The 18,990-nt window shown below is 57.8% G+C and carries 15 protein-coding genes, 4 pseudogenes and 1 other annotated feature; of the genes and pseudogenes, 10 read left to right on the top strand and 9 right to left on the bottom strand.

All coding sequences use genetic code 11. From position 1 onward, the window contains the following. Positions 1 to 33: 33 nt before the first annotated feature. Both SGP1_RS09740 and SGP1_RS09735 read left to right on the top strand, forming a co-directional pair. A complete protein-coding gene (locus SGP1_RS09740) occupies positions 34 to 645 on the top strand; it encodes a DeoR/GlpR family DNA-binding transcription regulator (RefSeq protein ID WP_243466275.1) in 612 nt (203 codons plus the stop codon). A 187-nt stretch (positions 646 to 832) separates the two neighbouring features. Beyond that, positions 833 to 1,387, top strand: a pseudogene (locus tag SGP1_RS09735) (flavin reductase family protein). Positions 1,388 to 1,697: 310 nt separating this feature from the next. Here the strand turns inward: SGP1_RS09735 and SGP1_RS35070 are convergent. Continuing rightward, entirely contained in the window at positions 1,698 to 1,832 is a 135-nt protein-coding gene (locus SGP1_RS35070) for a hypothetical protein (RefSeq protein ID WP_279379452.1), read from the bottom strand. A gap of 119 nt (positions 1,833 to 1,951) precedes the next feature. Between SGP1_RS35070 and SGP1_RS09730 the strand changes: the two genes are divergently transcribed. Then, positions 1,952 to 3,247, top strand: a complete 1,296-nt coding sequence (locus tag SGP1_RS09730) for an NCS2 family permease (protein ID WP_011410970.1) — start codon at positions 1,952 to 1,954, stop codon at positions 3,245 to 3,247. Between the two features lie 305 nt (positions 3,248 to 3,552). Here the strand turns inward: SGP1_RS09730 and tmaR are convergent, their stop codons facing one another. Together tmaR and SGP1_RS09720 are read right to left on the bottom strand one after the other, a co-directional pair. Then, positions 3,553 to 3,897: a PTS system regulator TmaR gene (gene tmaR / locus SGP1_RS09725; RefSeq protein WP_011410969.1), complete on the bottom strand. Its 345-nt coding sequence runs from the start codon at positions 3,895 to 3,897 to the stop codon at positions 3,553 to 3,555. Between the two features lie 253 nt (positions 3,898 to 4,150). Next, positions 4,151 to 5,016, bottom strand: a pseudogene (locus SGP1_RS09720) (FUSC family protein); the annotation flags it as partial. Between the two features lie 275 nt (positions 5,017 to 5,291). Between SGP1_RS09720 and SGP1_RS09715 the strand changes: the two are divergent. Further along, on the top strand, positions 5,292 to 5,513 hold the full coding sequence (locus SGP1_RS09715) for a hypothetical protein (protein ID WP_148203455.1): 222 nt from the start codon (positions 5,292 to 5,294) through the stop codon (positions 5,511 to 5,513). Positions 5,514 to 6,234: 721 nt separating this feature from the next. Here the strand turns inward: SGP1_RS09715 and SGP1_RS09710 are convergent. From SGP1_RS09710 to SGP1_RS09700, 3 genes are all read right to left on the bottom strand, one after another. Beyond that, entirely contained in the window at positions 6,235 to 6,591 is a 357-nt protein-coding gene (locus tag SGP1_RS09710; protein ID WP_148203454.1) for a hypothetical protein, read from the bottom strand. Positions 6,592 to 6,637: 46 nt separating this feature from the next. After that, the gene (locus tag SGP1_RS09705) at positions 6,638 to 7,987 is read right to left on the bottom strand and encodes a hypothetical protein (RefSeq protein WP_041866828.1); all 1,350 of its coding nucleotides are present in this window, start codon (positions 7,985 to 7,987) and stop codon (positions 6,638 to 6,640) included. A gap of 157 nt (positions 7,988 to 8,144) precedes the next feature. Then, positions 8,145 to 8,432, bottom strand: a complete 288-nt coding sequence (locus tag SGP1_RS09700; protein WP_041866827.1) for a type III secretion system chaperone — start codon at positions 8,430 to 8,432, stop codon at positions 8,145 to 8,147. Between the two features lie 487 nt (positions 8,433 to 8,919). On the opposite strand from SGP1_RS09700, the gene sbcB reads away from it, so the two are divergent. Beyond that, the gene (gene sbcB / locus SGP1_RS09695) at positions 8,920 to 10,341 is read left to right on the top strand and encodes an exodeoxyribonuclease I (RefSeq protein ID WP_011410967.1); all 1,422 of its coding nucleotides are present in this window, start codon (positions 8,920 to 8,922) and stop codon (positions 10,339 to 10,341) included. A gap of 8 nt (positions 10,342 to 10,349) precedes the next feature. Here sbcB and SGP1_RS27090 read toward each other — a convergent pair. The 3 genes and pseudogenes from SGP1_RS27090 to SGP1_RS09680 all read right to left on the bottom strand — a co-directional run. After that, a pseudogene (locus tag SGP1_RS27090) lies at positions 10,350 to 11,233 on the bottom strand (hypothetical protein); the annotation flags it as partial. Positions 11,234 to 11,400: 167 nt separating this feature from the next. Beyond that, positions 11,401 to 12,738 (bottom strand): annotated as a pseudogene (locus SGP1_RS09685) (glutamine synthetase family protein). 130 nt (positions 12,739 to 12,868) lie between these two features. Beyond that, positions 12,869 to 13,696 carry an SDR family oxidoreductase gene (locus tag SGP1_RS09680; RefSeq protein WP_011410966.1) on the bottom strand — a complete coding sequence of 276 codons (828 nt, stop codon included), beginning with the start codon at positions 13,694 to 13,696 and terminating at the stop codon, positions 12,869 to 12,871. Between the two features lie 184 nt (positions 13,697 to 13,880). Continuing rightward, positions 13,881 to 14,004, top strand: a sequence feature (His leader region). Between the two features lie 34 nt (positions 14,005 to 14,038). Between SGP1_RS09680 and hisG the strand changes: the two genes are divergently transcribed. Genes hisG through hisH form a run of 5 tightly spaced genes read left to right on the top strand, consistent with a single transcriptional unit; the run spans position 14,039 to position 18,990 of the window. Further along, complete coding sequence (gene hisG, locus SGP1_RS09675; RefSeq protein ID WP_011410965.1) at positions 14,039 to 14,938, top strand: ATP phosphoribosyltransferase; 900 nt, start codon at positions 14,039 to 14,041, stop codon at positions 14,936 to 14,938. Positions 14,939 to 14,943: 5 nt separating this feature from the next. Then, positions 14,944 to 16,257: a histidinol dehydrogenase gene (gene hisD, locus SGP1_RS09670; protein WP_011410964.1), complete on the top strand. Its 1,314-nt coding sequence runs from the start codon at positions 14,944 to 14,946 to the stop codon at positions 16,255 to 16,257. Further along, positions 16,254 to 17,336 carry a histidinol-phosphate transaminase gene (gene hisC / locus SGP1_RS09665; RefSeq protein ID WP_011410963.1) on the top strand — a complete coding sequence of 361 codons (1,083 nt, stop codon included), beginning with the start codon at positions 16,254 to 16,256 and terminating at the stop codon, positions 17,334 to 17,336. The genes hisD and hisC overlap by 4 nt, the downstream gene beginning before the upstream one ends. Further along, positions 17,333 to 18,400 (top strand): bifunctional histidinol-phosphatase/imidazoleglycerol-phosphate dehydratase HisB, encoded by a 1,068-nt coding sequence (gene hisB / locus SGP1_RS09660; protein WP_011410962.1) that lies wholly within the window; start codon positions 17,333 to 17,335, stop codon positions 18,398 to 18,400. Before hisC ends, hisB begins: the two co-directional genes overlap by 4 nt. Then, a complete protein-coding gene (hisH, locus tag SGP1_RS09655) occupies positions 18,400 to 18,990 on the top strand; it encodes an imidazole glycerol phosphate synthase subunit HisH (protein WP_011410961.1) in 591 nt (196 codons plus the stop codon). The genes hisB and hisH overlap by 1 nt, the downstream gene beginning before the upstream one ends.

Here is an 18,990-nt window from a genome sequence, read left to right as displayed (position 1 = left end):
CAGGGGATACTGCGGCGGGTCCACGGTGGCGCAGTGGCGGTCAGACCGGCGTCGGAGCCGCCGCTTGCCGTTCGCAGCGGGGTTCGGGCCAGGGAGAAACACGCCATTGTCCGTGCCGCGACGCGGCTGTTGCAGCCAGGACAAACCCTGTTTCTCGACGCCGGCAGTACTACCACGATGCTGGCGGAGGAATTAAGCGCCTTGGCCGGTTTGACCATATTGACCAATAGTCTTGACGCCGTGCGCAAACTGGCGGCGGCCGGTGAGTGCAAGCCCTGCACACATCAGATGACGCTTATCGGCGGTGAGCTGGCGCCCGGCGGACATGCGATCATCGGTGCTACCGCAATCGCCAGTATCTATCGCTATCGGGCGGATTTTGCCATACTGTCGCCGGTCGGTATTGATGCGCGCGAAGGCGCCAGCAGCTATGACCATCAGGAGGCCGAAGTGGCGCGAGCGATGGCGCAGCGGGCGACCCGACTGGTTATTCTGGCGGATCATGGCAAGCTTGGCGTCACCAGTCGCGCGGTTTACGCTTCCCCGGACGGTATTGCGCTGCTGATAACGGATAAAGCCGCGGCGGACAAACCGGCGTTCCAGGCGTTAAATCGGGTATTGACCGAGGTCATCGTCGCAGGATAAATGAACTATGCTTATCACTTCGCAGGACGTAGCGTCATGCGCCCCCGTCTGCGGCTGATATCAGCAGCGCGGTTAATCGCCGGAGAGGGCTGCGGATGTCGCCGCCTTCGCGCGGAGATGCAACGCGGCCACGCCGTCCCGACAGGCAAGCAGCGACGCATCCCCACCCGAGCCAGAGAGACTATCGATGAACAGCCGCAAACGGGATTTCCCAACGGAAAAAGCGCGTCAATATCTGGAACCTGGTCCTATAGTGCTGCTCTCTTCGCACTACCCGGCCAGAACAATGTTATGACGCTGGGATGGCATACGATGCTGGAATTTTCCCCTTCGCTGCTAGGCTGCGTTATTGCCGCCGGTAATCACAGTTTCTCACTAGTTCGGGACAGCGGCGAATGCGTGATCAATCTGCCCACCACCGACCTGACCGAATAAGGTGGTAAAGATAGGTAACACCCACGGCGCAGAGGTGGACAAATTCCAGGCGAATGATCTGATACCGCTGAAGGCAGAGCGGGTCAGCGCGCCGCTTATTGCCGAATGTCACGCCTGCTTCGAGTGCCGCCTGTTTGATGATCAACTGGTGGACCGCTATAATTTTTTTATCTTCGAGATAGTGAAAGCCCATGTCGTCGCGCGGCTGCAACACCCGCAGACGCTGCATTATACCGGAGAGGGCGTGTTTATGGTGGCGGGGAACATCATTAGCCGGCACAGTCAGTTCAAACCCGAGATGCTGTAGAGCTCTTCTCGTCGACCCACCTCTTTATCCGGGTACCGCGCGCCGTGCTATTACCGTTAGCTACCCCGCTCCGGAGCCCTGCGCGGGCCAAAATATTTGCGCACCGGGACCTGCCTTGGACACTCTTGGGGTCAGCGGTCTGTCCTTTAGCGCGGCGCCGTTTTCGTAACGGGGGTTAAGCTGCCCATAGCGCCACTCTGCGTTGTCGCCCCGGACGTGGGCCATGTGCGGCGGCAGAATATCTTGTCGTGGCGGAGAATATGATCGACGTTGAGCGTTACCGGCGATATGATGTGGCCGCTCCGGCATGTCAGTCACCCGCCGCCACCACTTCGGCCAGGCCGGGGGCGCTTGCCCTGATTTGGTGCTTCGGCACCAGCAGGGTGACACTGCCGCACCGCATTATCGCCTCCGCGCTGAGCGTTAATGCCTGCGGGACCTTCATGCCCGTTGAGAACCTGATTAATCACCCTTAATCGGGTTTTTTCTGTCCTGCGCCGGTGTCAGAAGAATGGCATAACGATTGCTTGGGCAGTGCAGACATCTTCTCAGAGATTAAAACACATGTTGGAAAAATTATTTAAATTAACGGCCCACCGCACCACGGTACGCACCGAGATTGTCGCGGGCCTGACGACCTTTTTGGCAATGGCTTATATTTTGTTCATTAATCCGACGATCCTCAGCACTACCGGCATGGATAAGGGATCAGTGTTTGTCGCCACCTGCCTTGCGGCGGCGATTGGCTCCATGCTGATGGGATTTATTGCCAACTACCCAATCGCCCTGGCGCCCGGTATGGGGCTGAACGCCTTTTTCACCTATACCGTGGTCCTGCACATGGGTTACACCTGGCAAATCGCGTTGGGTGCGGTGTTCCTATCGGCTCTGATTTTCTTTGCACTGTCAATTTTCAAAATTCGCGAATGGATTATAACCAGCATCCCTTTGCCGCTGCGTTCGGGGATTGCCGCGGGCATTGGTCTCTTTCTGGCTATCATCGCGCTCCAGGGCGCCGGCATCGTGGTGGATAATCCGGCGACGCTGGTCGGCATGGGCGATCTCACCCGGCCTGGCCCGCTGTTTGCCATGCTGGGCTTCATTGTCATCGTGGTGCTGGAAGCGCGGCGGGTCCCGGGCGCGGTATTAATCGGTATCCTGACGATCACTTTTCTGTCCATCGCGGTGGGCCTCAGTCCGTTTGCAGGCGTGGTCTCCATGCCGCCGTCGATCGCGCTGACCTTCCTGCAATTGGATATCCGCGGCGCCTTGGACATTTCGCTGGTGAGCGTGATCTTCGCCTTCCTGTTCGTGGACGTCTTTGACAACTCCGGCACGCTTATCGGGGTAACCAAACGCGCCGGACTGGCGGATGAACAGGGCAATATCCCTAAAATGGGCAAAGCACTCGTGGCCGACAGCGCCGCGGCCTTGTTTGGCTCGCTCCTGGGCACCTCCACCACCACCAGCTATGTTGAATCCGCCGCAGGCGTCAGCGCCGGCGGCCGTACGGGTTTGACGGCGATTGTGGTCGGTATCCTGTTCCTGCTCAGCCTGTTTTTTGCTCCGCTGGCTTCAAGCGTGCCCGCTTTCGCCACTGCACCGGCGCTGCTGTTTGTAGCGGTGCTGATGACTTCCGGCCTGGCGGAAATTGATTGGAAAGATATCACCGTGTCGGCTCCAGTCACCGTAACGGCCCTGACTATGCCCCTGACGTACTCAATTGCCAACGGCATCGCCTTCGGTTTTATCACCTGGACGCTGGTGAAATTGCTGACGGGTCGCTACCGGGATCTGAATGTGGCACTGATTGTACTGTCGGTTCTGTTTGTTATCAAGCTGGGCTGGCTTAGCGCCTGACCCGTCAGTGGACCGCCCGGCGCACGCCGACGCGGTCCGCACGCCCTGCGGTGGCGCAGCCCTCCCGGCTCTTGCCGACCATCGCGTCGATCCCGCCAGGCCAGCCAGTCGGTTTCTTTGCTGCCGTACTCGAAAAACATTGCCGTCATGCTCCCCTCATGCTATGGCGTAGCTGCCGCGTTAAGTTTAGTTATCAACAATTAATTATATTAATATGTCATTGGTTGTATTTATCGATAAAAAAAGGCCGGGGAGCGCCCGGCCTGCTGAAGCTATCTCTATAGCCAATGCGGCATGGACCGCGGTTAAGGCTGTTTATCAATCACGCTATTGAGCGCCTTGACTTCCCCAATCGCCTTCAGTTTTTTCGACAACTCGCGGCGCTCTTTCGACAGCTCGGCGTTCTTAATGATGTAGTCATCAACGCGATCTTCATAATCGGTGCGCATATTGCTAATAATCGCCTGGATTTCCTCAATGGACATGCCCGATTTGATGTAGTCGCTCAGGTTGTCCAGCAGCAGCACACGCTTCTGGTTATCGCGGATTCTCTTCTCATTGTCGGCAATCTCGCGCTGCAGCTTGTTTTTGCGGCGAAACATGCGCACGAATTCCAGGACATCGTGGAATGAAGGCTTAATGTGATCCATTTCAGTTTCCTTGCTTAGCTGATACGTTAAATTCTTTGCAATGCTGCGTGCTTACAGAGTAGCAGCTATGCACCACTTTGGCATGCCCCCATTCTACCCGCTTTTTGGCGACGGCAAAAATCTGTGCGCACGAACGAGGACGCCTTATGACTCCTCGGGCGCCTACCCGGGCGCGGCGCCGCTTATGGCATCGACCGGCGAAGCGCGATACACAGCAATTGCGCCAACTGCTCCAGCTGTTGGCAACGATTGGCTCGGGATTCCCCTCGCGCAACGCTTCCGCCAGCGTGGCCAGCGTCCGCAGGGTTCTGATTTGCGTGCTGCGCAACGACGTCGCGTTTAACAACAAAAAATGGCTCGCGCGCGAGGCCCACCACGCTTCTATCTGCATTTCCAGCACGCAGACCATATTGCAGCTTAGTGTTTGGATCGATTCCATGACCGGTTTCGGCAGGCCGGTTTCTTTGCTTGCCGGCGTCAGCAGCGCGCGGATTTTGACGACATCATTCAGTACGGTCTTTAAAAGCCCCTCCAGCCGTGGCCGCTCGATAATATTGGGCGAGATGTACGCCGCATAAATTTTGCTGATGGCCAGCAGGCTAAAGCGCATCTGCATGCGCCAATGGATAAACGCCCGCTGCGGGTAAATACTGGTGAATAACAGCGCCAGCAACGACCCTATCACCACATCCCCGCTGCGCCACAGAGCGGTGCGCATGTCCCCCGCGCCGGCGCCGCATACCACCGCCATCGTGATGCCGATCAAAAGCGCCATATAGGAGCGTTTGCCGAGAGTAAGATAGCCACTGAAAAACATCACCAGACCAGCATGACCGGCAATGAAATGAGTTCGAGACGCAGGGCGATAAGGCCTGACGCCGCGCCGAAAACCGTTCCGGCAATACGCTGGAGCGCGCGTTGCAGCACATTGCTCCAAAACGAGATAGGCCCCATGACCACCACCAGCGTAATCAGGGGCCAGGTGCCTTCCGGCAGCGCCAGCAGACGCACGATCAAGAAGGTAATCACGAACGCTAGAGCGATGAGCAGGCCATGGGCGATACAATAATGCTGGTAAATACGGTATTCAAGAGGAGAGATCTTTTTGTCGAGACGCACGCCGGAGTAACCAAAAACCAGGGAAATATCTATTCCACCGACATGGCGACCTCAGGTTTTGCGCGAAACACCACCACAACCTGATGACGGCGCTGGGCGGCGTTGACAGTGGCACGAGGTGGCGGTGCCATGCTGTGGCTTAGCGGCTGTGCCTGGCATGGACCTGAACGTGGCCTTGCCGGCCAGGATTATCTTTCGTGCAGGCCTCCCTCGATGCCCCATACCCTCGCAGGCGGTTTCAACAACCAGAGGGCGGCGGCCATAAACGCGGTGCCATGGCAGGAACGGCAGGCCACTGCAAGACGCTCAAGCAGCAGGAACATGACAGGCAACGGCTGGACGCATGGCGTCAGGAACAACAGGCAACACTGAGACGGTTTGCCCTGCGGTCACAGGGAGACTTTATCGGCTGCCTCCGGGACGGTAGGCGCCCTTTCTGGCAGTTGATGGGCTATTGCAAACGTATTCTCGTAGGGTTGAGGTTGCTGCAACCCTGAGGCACGGGCGATGAAGATAAAAGTAAACGGTTACATTTCCCTCGCCTCATACAGGTAATGTTGCCACGGCGTAAATGAAATGCTGAGTCGTTTTTAGTCTGGGGAAAAATAACTTTAACTTAAACAGCCATTGTCAAACGGCCGCTAAGTCAGTTTAATAATAGCCCTGCCCGCAAAAAAAACTCTGCCGTTTCATGAACAACCGTGATTATTCGGCTAATGAGCAATCCTTATTTCTTTTCGTCTTATCATTTTAAATACACGCTTTTCAGAATTGTTATTTGGTATTCAACTGCGATTTAGGTCTGTATGTTTATGATGTAGGCCATCTAATCGTAATTCCGGCTTCGGACATTTCATATTGGTTTACTTTTTTATGCATCTCATACACAAATTACGCAATAGAATCTTAATGACCCGTTATTTTTCCTGGCGGGGAGTATTTATAATCTGTTTATTATTTTGGATCGTTGTTGTTGCAGTCGTTCTGCGCTGGCTGGCTTGATAGAAATGCGTTTGTCGCGCGCAAGCCGGCCCCGCAGCGCTCTCAAACAATCTACTCTGAGGCATCCGACAACGGCCGTGGCCAGAAATATTATCCCGTCTCCCCTATACATAATACCGCGCTTCTGTGCCGGTAGTGGCTTTTACGCCGTAATGCAAGACCTTCGCTCGGTCAGACGGTGTCTTGCAAACGGTTTCAGTCACGCTCAGGCCGACATTAATCGAATACGCCCATCATAGCGATTAACGGCGTGACCGATTCCGATTGCTCTGACATTTCCGGCAGAGGTTCCGGCACGGCGCAACGCCAAGTTTCCCGGATCAGAAGACGGGTCGGCCTCAGAGAAAAGCGGTGTTGCTCGACACCGTGCTGATTCACCCGCAACTGGATATGTACGGTACTGGATAACGTGGCCGAGCCTTCTGGCTCGACCGGCGTGTTTTCACAGCGAAGGGTTGGGCCAAAGCCTACAATCTGCCAGCATAAGGTTGCAGCGATATTCACCCCCTCGCCCGGTCCCACCTCAAAGCTTACCGTTGGTTTCGCCAACTGTAGCCAAGTCCTTGATAGCATATCCGGTCAGGCTGGCCGCCATCGAATTGTGACAGGATATGCTGTCCTAGCGCTTCAGCCACACCCGCGGGGTTGAGCAAGCGGGTGTGGGCCAGCAAACCCAGCGCATTGTCCTGTACCAGCGCGGATAATTGCGCAAGCGCGACGTGGGCGTCGGAGTGCCAGCGACGCAATACCAAGCATTGTGCCATGCCCGCAGGCCCTTTTGGACCCACAACCGCGTTTCCCGTTCCGCCGGTTGGACTGTCAACGCCATGCCCTGTTCCCAGGCCCGACCGAACGCCGGGTTAATCGCCCATTTACCGCGCATCACCGGGTGTTTCACCGGCAAGGTGAAACCACGGCGTTTATCGAGCCGCCTATGTTCATCCGGCTCGACTTCTCGCGCCAGCGTGGCGGTCACCGTGCTAATTTCATCCGGCAAAGAAGGGGTCGCGGTGATGGCGGCATCCGGCAAACGGCGAAGAAAAGCCAAGAGATTCTCCCGCAGTTGCCGGAACCGTTGGCCGACCGCTGTCGGCAGCGCGGCCAGGGAGGCCTCCAGCGCTGGCAGATGGCCGCACACGTAAGCTTTGAGCACCAAGTGGGTCACAGCCTGCGGCGTCATATCGGCGGTAGCTTTGAATGAGCCGGAGAAGCCTCTTACAAATAACTTACCGATATCGCTTGCCGCCGGCTGGAAACCCAGGCACTGATTGAGCCCACCTTTTTGTCGGTACAGGGTACGGAACAAATCCCCCCCCCCCGATGCGAGAAGCCAGGCTTTGACCGGCTGTGCCGGCGAGCACTTGTCGTTCGGCGCAAGCAGTCTGCGTAAATACCAGGCGGCCGCATGGTGGCCAAAACACGTGGGAGGATATTTGCCCGTATCGAGAATCGCCCGTTTAAGCGCTGACATCAGCAGCGCCGTGAGCAAGCGCCCGCTGGTCACCCCAGCCAACGCATTGCGTAGACCCGTGCGCAATACCGCCTCGCCATTCTCCTGACGGCTGAGCGTTGTTAGCACCCGTTCCAAAGGATGGTCCGCCACCTCTGGAGGAATCAATTCAGTCAAGGAGGCCGCCAGAGACTGGAGCCAGGGTTGATAATCCCGGGATGCCAGTAAATGCCGGACGAAATTCGCCGCGCCCTCTTTAAATTGCTGATGGGTTTCGGCAAACAATACCGAGCGGCCAAACGCCACCAGATCCACGTCATAGTCTTTGAAGGTGGGGACATTGTGCAGCGTCGCTTTCCCTAAACGCAGCATATCGGCGGCAATACCGTCCGCCAGGCGATCGCGGTTCAGGCTGCCGCAAGTTATACGACTGGCCAAATGATTCAACCATGACGCTTTGTCCAACAGGGCATAGGTCGCGGTGCGCAAAATAAAACCGGCGCGGGAGACATGTTCCATAATTACCTCAATGCAAAAGGGTTTGTCGACTGCGGTGCGCTTTGAACGCCGAGATGGCAAGCAATATCGGGCAAAGTTTTCAGCCAGTAATGCGACTGATCGATGAGATTTTCAATATTTTCCAACGCGCTTTGGGAACTGTTGTAAGCCAGATCCATCAAAAAAACAGGATAATTCTCTGGCCCCCGACATCGTAACCAAACCAGCAACGATGGGTAGCGATACCAAACAGCTGTACTTGCAATAAGGAGGCGAAAAACTCCCCTGAGAGTTCCCCGGTGATGGCCATCACCGGCGAAAAAATATAGACGCAACCATTATGGTGCTCCAGAGTCACCCGAATATTCTTATCGAATTCCAGCGTGCAACCGCCGCTGTCGATCGCTTCGTCAAGATTTAAATGGGTTTCCACAGAGAGCACATGTAATAATTGTTCAAACGTCATTATTATCACCATTCGTGGGCAACAGATACGAGCGTTCCGCATCCAATCGATTGAAATACAGCTAATATTCTGTTTTTAGGCTGACGCGTTGTTTAATGTCCTGCGGATCCTTCCGGGCGCACTGTCGTTACTTGCCGAGGTCTGCGTTGGCGTTCTTGAGATAGCCGTCAACGAAAGACACTTTATTAACTATAAATTAAACGAATAGGGATGATTGGCGCGCCGGCAATAATCAGGTTAATGTGAGTTTTCCTGACGGTGAATGCACAGCCTGCGCCGCATCCCGAGGCGGGATAGGATATTCTCGAAGGTAAAAGCACCGGAGAGCTCTAGAACGCATGGTCAGAATTTGCCTCTCCCCCTATGCACGTCATTACGGTAATATCGTCAACGTCAGCACCAGGCAATCGGCACCCCCTGAACATAATGGACGGCATAAAAATGACATATCAAGGAATTCAGTACCCTACCAGGAAGGGGGCACAACATGGCTAACCCGTCAACGCGCCCCACTTTTCTGGTGCACGATTACGAAACGTTCGGCAAGTATCCCGCTCTTGACCGGCCAGCGCAGTTCGCGGGGATACGCGCCGATAGTCAATTTGAGACCCTGGGCGAGCCGGAGGTCTTTTTTTGCCGTCCGGCCGACGATTATTTACCGGACCCGGAGGCGGTAATGATTACCGGCATTACGCCTCAGCAGGCCCTGCGTGACGGTGTCACAGAAGCGGAATTCGCCCGCCGTATACATCAATTATTCAGCGTGCCCGACACTTGCATATTAGGTTACAACAACGTCCGCTTCGACGATGAGGTCAGCCGCAACCTGTTTTATCGCAATTTTTACGATCCCTACGGCTGGAGCTGGCAGCAGGGTAATTCCTGTTGGGACCTGCTCGACGTCGTGCGCGCCTGCTATGCCCTGCGCCCCAACGGCATCGAATGGCCGCTGAATGACGACGGGCTGCCCAGCTTCCGGCTTGAGCATCTGACCCGGGCCAACGGGATTGAACATGCCAACGCGCATGATGCCATGGCCGACGTCTATGCCACTCTGGCGATGGCCAAACTGATGCGTCAGGCGCAGCCGAAGCTGTTCGATTATCTCTACCGCCACCGCGGCAAGCGGCAGTTGAAATCGCTTGTCGACATCGCGACGATGAAACCGCTGGTGCATGTTTCGGGTATGTTTGGCGCCGCCCGGGGCAACACCGCCTGGATTGCGCCGCTCGCCTGGCATCCCGACAATCCAAATGCGCTTATCGTGTGCGATCTCAGTGGCGATATGCAGGTGCTGGCGGATTTGGACAGCGATGCACTGCGTACCCGACTGTACACGCGACGCGACGCGCTGGGTGACAATACCGCGGTTCCCTTGAAATTGGTGTACCTGAATAAGTGCCCGGTGCTGGCGCCCGCCAATACGCTACAGCCAATGGATGCCGAACGCCTCGGTATTCAGCGTCAACGCTGTCTGGATAATTTGACCTGGCTGCGCGCGCGGCCGGAACTGCGCGAGAAAGTGGTGGCGCTATTTGCCGAAAGCGCGCCTTTTAAGTCTTCGGATGACGTGGATGCTCAGTTATATGATGGCTTTTTCAGCGATGCCGACCGCGCCGCGATGGAGATCATTCTCGCCACCGCGCCGGAAAATCTGCCGGCGCTGGATATAAGCTTTGTCGACGCGCGCCTGAAGCCGTTGCTGTTCCGCTATCGCGCGCGCAACTTCCCCCACACGCTGGACCACAATGAGCAGTTACGCTGGCTTGAGCACCGCAAAACCCGCTTCACCCAGCCGCGGCTGGAGGCCTATGTGCAGCAGTTGGAGACGCTATATCTGGCCCATGAAGGGGATGAGCACAAAACGCGGCTACTACGCGCGCTGTTCGAGTATTTGCAGACATTGTAACGGGAAGGCTGCGGCGCCGCGCGGCGAAAACCACGTGTCATCAACAGCAGATACACCGCGGCGCCCCAACTGAGTCCGAGCATCATGGAGCTGGCCTCCAGATTAAGCCACAGCAGGCCTACCTTCAGCACCCCCACCAGCGGCAGCAACAGATATTGCAGGTGATCGCGCCAATGGCGGCGACACTGTTCCCGCAGCCAGAATTGCGCGATAACCGACAGATTGACGAAGCTGAACGCGACCAGCGTGCCGAAGTTTATCAGCGCGGCTGCGGTGACCAGATCAAATGACACCGCCGACAGGGCAATCAGGCCCACCAGCAGTACATTGAGGGCCGGCGTGCGCCAGGTGGGATGGACAAAACCGAAAAAGCGCGCCGGAAAAACGCCGTCGTGCCCCATGATGTACAACAGCCGTGAAACCCCAGCATGGGACGCCATGCCAGACGCCAGCACCGTTACGCAGGAAAAACACGAGCACCACCGACTGAAACAGCGCCTGCAAATAAATTTTGGCCAACAGAATGTTGATCATCGGCATAAAGAGATAATCCAGCAGCGACGACCACCTCACCATGAAGCCGACGCTGGGGCTAATGGCTTTTTGCGCATAGGTATAGCATAGGTATAGGCCGAGCCGGCTGAGAGAAAAGCGACGGACCAGCTTGCCGTAGCTGAGCGCGGTGAGTGCGGTGAACAACACGGCACACAGCGCCCGCATAAGCGGTCGCCATATGCCCGTCGGTCAGGCCCAAGACGATACCGAAAATATCGAACAAGGTCATCGGTTGCAGGTAGGCCAGGCCTATCACCACCACCTGAAACAAGGTCAGGGTTTTTCTTAACGTAGCGCGTCCGGAGGGCGCCGACCCTGCCATCATATTCTGCCCCATAGCTCTTTACGTCCTCATGCACGCACGAAGGTGCCTCATCGGGTAACTACACGTCGCGCGCCTGCCACCCTGCGCGAAACAACGATGAAAAAACCGGCGCCGTGAGGCGCCGGTTTTTTCGGGCGGTATTTTGCTACAGCGACGCCGGGATGGCAAGCTGCACCGCTTCAGGCATTGTTCAGCATCCAGTCGATTTCGGTGGTCGTCACCCGCCGCTCGAACTGACTCAACTCGGCGGTTTTACAGGTATGAAACAGACGTCAAAAACGCTCACCGAGCAGGGCCTGCAGGCGGGTATCATTGGCGAACGCCGTCAGGGCTTCGCACTGACGCAGCGGCAGTGGTGTCCCCCCTGCCAGCGCATCTTTGCCGTGTACCCTCGCCGGCAACGGCGCCACGACTAAATACGGGTTGGCACACGGTACTCCAGACAGCAATTATACGCATCGCTACAGGCAATACGCACGGCCACCGTCCGGTTGTTAAAGTCCCAATTTGCGAGCAACGGGACGTAACCGCCCGGCTGAAAACGGCGGAAAGCGTTAACGTTAGGTGCCAGCAGCGCTATGGAAGCCGGCAACAAATCCAAGACACCGGCGATAGCGCGCGCCATCAGCGGCGACGGGCGCCCATGCGGGCCGATAAAGCCATTGTTGCCCGCGGCATCCCGTAAACTGAGGTGGATATGCAGACCGCTACCGGTCCAGGCTTCATAGAGTTTAGCCATTAAGGTCGCAGTCAATCGATACTTCTCCGCTACCCGACGCACCAGCCGTTTTAACTGCAACGCCCGATCGCAGGCTTCAAGCACGTTCTCGCTATGGACGAGATTGATCTCGAACTGCCCCGGTGCGGATTCCGCCACCGCCCCCTCCGTGGGTGACCCCTGAAGGCGCGCCAGCCGGCGCGATATCGTCCAGGACCGCAGCACAGCGGTCCAGTCTGTCCAGCGAATACACCTGACAGTGTTCTTGACGCAGCTGACCGTGGTGCCCACGGGGCGGCTGCGGCAAATGCGCCGCATTACGCCGCCGGTCAAGCAGATAAAATTCCAGCTCCGCCACCACCACGGGATGGAGGCCACGCTCAAGCAACTGCTACCAGAGGCGGTTGAGCACATTGCGCGGCTCGACAGCGAAAGGCTGACCGTCAGTATCCTGCATGGTTAACTGCAACTGGGCGCAATGGGCCGGATCGGCCGCGGAGGGTTTAAGGGAGCCGGCGAGCGGCAAACAAAGCAGGTCGGGCATCGCAACCGTTTCGCCGGTCACGGTCATGGCATACACCGAGGCGGGAAAATAAAAACCGCGGCGCAAATTGCGCACGCTGGAAAGAGCAACACATTTACCGAGAAAACTACCGTTAAGATCCGTCAGCAGGAGTTCCACCTACCGGGTATGAGGATAGCGTTCCAGATACGCCATAACTTCGCTCTGGAACGCGCTAGTTCGACTCACTGCGGGTCCGGGGTCGAAAACCGCCGGGCTATCTGCCAGATTTTCCATAGGTCACCTACGAACGCCTGTGGCCGTCGCGTTTAAGCGCAACGTGAGTGCTACGTAGTAAAAAGCAACACCCCTTATCAACCATAGCGGTAAGCCCGCCGGCTGGCAAATCACGCCGGGCCCTATGACGTCAGGCTAAGGGCATGAAGGCAGGATCGGGATAGAGATAATCGAAGCCCAGCTCTTTACAAATCCGGCTGCCGTCAATAATTTTTCCCTCACACGCGCCGCGGTCCGCCAGATAGACCGGGGGTGCCACCCCTAAGGCCCAGGCCATGGCCGGATAATAGTCTCGCTTGGCGGGATGCCCCGGCGCACATAAATTATAGCGATGTCCGCCGCGCGGCCGCTGAAGCAGCAGGGTAATGGCGCTAATAACATCCGCCAGATGGACCAGATTGACCCCCTGCCCGCCGCCCTGCAGGCCTTGTTTCCCCGCCAGGAAGCGCCCCGTGTGGCGGCCCGGCCCTACCAATCCCGCCAAGCGCAGGATATCCACCGAGGTGTGGGGTAATTGATGCAACCAGTTCTCCAGCTCGACCAGACACATGCCCGCCGGCGAGCACGGTGTGGTCGGGCTTTCCTCGCGCTTTACGCCGGGTCCCTCGCCATACACCGATGTCGAACTGGTGAAAATAATGCGCGGCACCGCGGCCGCCAGCGCGCTGTCCACCACCTGCTGGACCGCCAGAAAATAGTTGTCGGCCCCCTCCACCGTGTGGCTGGCGGGCAACGTTATGATAAGCGCATCCGCCTGGAACAGCGCCGCCAAATCGTCCGGATCGGCCTCCGGCAGCGGCGTCAGGTTCAGTTGATAACATTCGATACCGCTCATGCGCGCCGCCTCGACACCGTCCGGCTGCGTTTTGCTGCCCACCACCTGATAGCCGCGGGCCAGTAAAGATATCGCCAACGGCATTCCCAGCCAGCCCAATCCGACAATCGCCACTTTTTTCATTGCGCCCACTCCCGTTTGTTCTCCCGCTTCCGGTAAGCTTAACGCGTTGCGGCCGCGAAAGCGCCGGGTGCCGACACAAAAAAGTGTTGCACTCTGCATCAAACATGGTTAGGTTATAGGCATTGTTTACTGAAAATTCAGTAACGCAACCTGTGAAACAAGCAATGACGAATATTCTGATCAACCATCATCGCCATCATCCTGACTAGTCTTTCAGGTGATGAGTGCTGGAAGACGCTTTAATCTTCCAGTGGCGCAAGAATGTTCAGAGAGAGCCCTCGGAAGATTTCTTCCGAGGGCTTTTTGGCTTGGATAAATAATTCAGTTACGGCAGAGGACATCATGTTGGACAAATCACGGTTACGGATAGCAATGCAGAAATCAGGCCGGTTAAGCAAAGAATCGCAGCAGTTGCTGGAACAATGCGGCATAAAAATCAATCTGCAACAGCAGCGCCTGCTGGCCTTTGCGGAAAATATGCCAATTGATATCATGCGAGTGCGCGACGACGATATCCCGGGTCTGGTGATGGACGACGTGGTGGACCTCGGCATCATCGGCGAGAACGTATTGGAAGAGGAATTGCTGACCCGCCGCGCCCAGGGAGAAGATCCCCGTTACTTTACCCTGCGCCAGCTGGACTTCGGCGGTTGTCGACTGTCGATAGCACTGCTACTGGACACCCCCTGGACCGGTCCCGAATGCCTGCGTGGCAAACGCATCGCCACCTCCTATCCGCATTTGTTAAAACAGTACCTGGATAAACTCGATATCACCTTCAAGTCCTGTCTGCTGAACGGTTCGGTAGAGGTCGCACCGCGCGCCGGTCTTGCCGATGCCATCTGCGATTTGGTGTCCACCGGCGCCACCCTTGAGGCCAACGGATTGCGCGAGGCGGAGGTAATTTATCGCTCCAAGGCCTGCCTTATCCAGCGCGACGGCGAACTGTCGGTGGCGAAACAATCGCTGGTGGATAAGCTCCTTATCCGTATTCAAGGAGTTATCCAGGCCCGGGAATCGAAATACATCATGATGCACGCCCCCACCGAGCGGCTGGATGACATCATCAGTCTGCTGACCGGCGCGGAGCAGCCGACCATCCTGCCGCTGGCGGGGGATCAACACCGTGTGGCGATGCACATGGTCAGCAGCGAAACCCTGTTCTGGGAGACCATGGAAAATCTGAAGGCCCTCGGCGCCAGCTCGATTCTGGTGTTGCCCATTGAAAAGATGATGGAGTGAGAACCATGACCGCCACAGTTTTTTCCCAACCGGTGCGCTGGCGCGATTGCGATGCGGCCCAACAGGCGCGACTCCTGACCCGTCCGGCGGTGGATGCCCAGGCGGACATCAGCGCCACCGTCAGCGCCATAGTGCAGCAGGTCCGTCAGGAGGGCGACGCTGCGCTGCGGGCCTTGAATGCCTGTTTTGACCGCACCGAGACGCCGCAACTGCGCATTACGGATGCGGAGGTGGCGCAAGCCGCCCAGCGTTTGTCGCCGGCGATTAAGCAGGCGATGGCGGCGGCTGTGGCGAATATCGATACCTTTCACCGCGCCCAGCAGTTGCCGGAGGTCGATGTGGAAACCCAGCCCGGCGTGCGCTGTCACCAGTTGACCCGGCCGGTGGCCGCGGTGGGGCTCTACATACCGGGCGGATCGGCGCCGCTGCTCTCCACGGTGCTGATGCTGGCGACGCCGGCGCGCATCGCCGGCTGCCGGCGGGTGATCCTCTGCTCACCGCCGCCCATCGCCGATGAAATTCTGTATGCCGCATCGCTGTGCGGAGTGCAGGACATTTATCAGGTCGGCGGCGCGCAGGCAATTGCCGCCATGGCGTTCGGCACCGAGACCATCGCCAAGGTCGACAAGATTTTTGGCCCGGGCAATGCCTGGGTGACCGAGGCGAAACGCCAGGTCAGCCAGTGCCTGGACGGGGCCGCTATCGATATGCCCGCCGGGCCGTCTGAAGTGCTTATCATCGCCGATGCTCAGGCCAATCCGGCGTTTGTCGCTGCCGACCTGCTGTCGCAGGCGGAACACGGCCCCGACTCGCAGGTGATCCTGCTTACCCCCGACGCAAATCTGGCGCAGCGGGTGGCTCGGGAAACCGAACGTCAGTTGCAATCACTCTCCCGCGCCGCTATCGCCCACCAGGCGCTGGCCGGCAGCCGTCTTATCATTGCCGCCGATCTGGCCGAATGCGTCGCCATTAGTAACCGCTATGGACCGGAGCATCTGATTATTCAAACCCGCGATGCGGGGCGCTGGGTAGAGGACATTACCAGCGCCGGCTCCATTTTCCTCGGCGACTGGTCGCCTGAGTCCGCGGGCGATTACGCCTCCGGCACCAATCAAGTCCTGCCGACCTATGGTTATACCACCACCTGTTCCAGCCTGGGGCTGGCGGATTTCCAAAAACGGATGACGGTGCAAGAACTTACCCCCGCCGGTCTGCTGGCACTGGCGCCGACGGTTGAAACCCTGGCGCAGGCCGAGCGCCTGACCGCACACAAAAACGCCATCACACTGCGCGTTGCCGCGCTCAAGGAGCCGCAATGAGCATTCATCACTTAGCCCGCGCCAACGTGCTGGCGCTGGAGCCTTATCTCTCCGCGCGCCGGCTGGGCGGCCAAGGCAATATTTGGCTGAACGCCAATGAGTATCCCCTTCCGCCGGGGTACGGGTTGCGCGGCGGCAATCTCAACCGCTATCCTGCCTGTCAACCGGCCGGCGTTATCAACGGTTATGCAGCCTACGCGGGTGTACAGCCGGAGCAGGTGGTAGTTTGCCGCGGCGCCGATGAGGGCATAGAGTTACTCATCCGCGCGTTTTGCGAGCCGGGCGCCGATGCCATTCTGTTTTGCCCGCCCACCTACGGCATGTATAGCGTCAGCGCCGAAACGTTCGGCATCGCGCGCCGCACGGTTGAGGCCCGTCAGGACTGGCAGCTGGATCTGCAGGCGATTCGCGCGCGGCTCGACGGCGTGAAGCTGGTGTATATTTGCAGCCCCAACAACCCCACCGGCAACCTGATAGACCTCGAGACGCTACGCGCGATGCTGGAAATGACCCACGGCCGCGCGCTGCTGGTGGTCGATGAAGCCTATATCGATTTTTGCCCGCAGGCGAGCGTGGTGAACTGGCTCGCCGAATACCCGCATCTGGTCATTCTGCGTACCCTGTCCAAGGCCTTCGCCCTGGCCGGTCTGCGCTGCGGTTTTGTCCTGGCGAATGTCGAGGTGATTCAACTGTTGTTAAAAGTCATAGCCCCCTACCCGCTGGCGCTGCCGGTGGCGGATATCGCCGAGCAGGCGCTTTCGGACGAGGGATTGCGGCAAATGCGGACGCGGGTGGCAGAGATCAACACCAACCGCGAGACGCTGGCGCATGGGTTGGCGGATTGCCCTTGTATTTGCGCGGTGTATCCCAGCGTCAGCAATTATTTGCTGGTCCGGTGCGATCCGGCCTATCGGGTGTTCAAAACCCTCTGGGATCAGGGTACGATTTTACGCGATCAAAGCAAACAACCGGGCTTGGCCGATTGTTTGCGTATTACCATCGGCACTTTGGCGGAGTGCCAGAGCGTGATTGCAGTGTTAAGGGCGTTGAAACCCTCTTCCAGCAAGGAGTCCCTGTGAATCAGAAAGTCCTGTTTATCGATCGTGATGGCACGCTCATCAACGAACCCCCCGCGGATTTCCAGGTGGACCGCATGGATAAGTTGGCGCTGGAGCCAGGTGTCATCCCCGTGCTGCTGGCGCTGCAAAAAGCCGGCTTCCGACTGGTTATGATTACCAACCAGGACGGCCTGGGTACCACCAGTTTTCCCCAGGCGGATTTCGACGGGCCGCATGATCTGATGATGGCCATCTTCACCTCCCAGGGCATTGTTTTTGATGAGGTGTTGATTTGCCCGCATTTACCCACCGACGGCTGCGCGTGCCGCAAACCACAGACGGGGATAGTGACGCCCTGGCTGAAAGAGCACGCGCTAGATAGCGCCCACAGCTATGTCATCGGCGACCGGGAAACCGACATGGCGCTCGCGGCCAATATGGGTATCACCGGGCTGAGGTATCAGCGCGCGTCGCTCAATTGGCCGGCGATTGGCGAACAGCTGACCCGCAGCGACCGCCACGCACGCGTTAATCGCGTCACGCGGGAAACCGCCATCGATGTGGAAGTCTGGCTCGATCGGGAAGGCGACAGCCGAATCAACACCGGCATCGGTTTTTTCGATCACATGCTCGATCAGATTGCCACCCACGGCGGACTGCGCATTAATATCGCTGTTAAGGGGGATCTGCATATCGATGATCACCACACGGTGGAAGATACCGCGCTGGCGCTGGGGGAAGCGCTGAATAAGGCGCTGGGAGACAAACGCGGTATTGGCCGCTTTGGGTTCGTGCTGCCGATGGACGAGTGCCTGGCGCGCTGCGCGCTGGATATCTCCGGCCGACCGCATCTGGAATACAAAGCCAAGTACAGTTTCCAGCGGGTAGGCGATCTCAGCACCGAGATGGTAGAGCATTTCTTCCGTTCACTTTCCTATGCCATGGCCTGCACGCTGCATCTGCGCACCAAAGGCAAGAATGATCATCATCGGGTGGAGAGCCTGTTTAAAGCCTTCGGCCGCACGCTGCGCCAGGCCATCCGCGTGGAGGGCGACACGCTGCCCAGCTCAAAAGGAGTGCTGTGATGAACGTGGTTGTGCTGGATACCGGCTGCGCCAATCTGTTCTCGGTCACCGCTGCGATACGTCGCCTGGGCTATGAACCGGTCGTCAGCAGCAACGCCGACATCGTGTTGCAGGCGGACAAATTATTTCTGCCCGGCGTCGGCACCGCCCAGGCGGCCATGGATCAGTTGCGCGAGCGGGAACTCATTGCGCTGATTAAAACCTGCGCCCAGCAGGTGTTGGGCATTTGCCTCGGCATGCAGTTGCTGGGCATCGCCAGCGATGAAAATGGCGGCGTCAGCACCCTCGGCATTATCGACGCGCCGGTCACGCGCATGGCGGACGCCGGTCTGCCGCTGCCCCATATGGGCTGGAACCAAGTGACCGCCCAGGCCAGCAATCGCCTGTTCCGCGGCATTGACGACGGCAGCTATTTTTATTTCGTCCACGGTTATGCAATGCCGCTGTGCGCCGCCACCATCGCCCATGCCAGCTATGGCGCGCCGTTTACCGCCGCGGTGGAGCAGGATAATTTCTTCGGCGTGCAGTTTCACCCGGAGCGCTCCGGCGCCGCCGGCCGCCAGCTGCTGAAAAATTTTTTGGAGATGTAA

Origin of the sequence: Sodalis glossinidius str. 'morsitans', from assembly GCF_000010085.1 — a bacterium.
Classification (GTDB): Bacteria; Pseudomonadota; Gammaproteobacteria; order Enterobacterales; family Enterobacteriaceae; genus Sodalis; species Sodalis glossinidius.
Note: the sequence above shows the minus strand (reverse complement) of the source record. Positions and strands in the feature narration are given on the sequence as shown.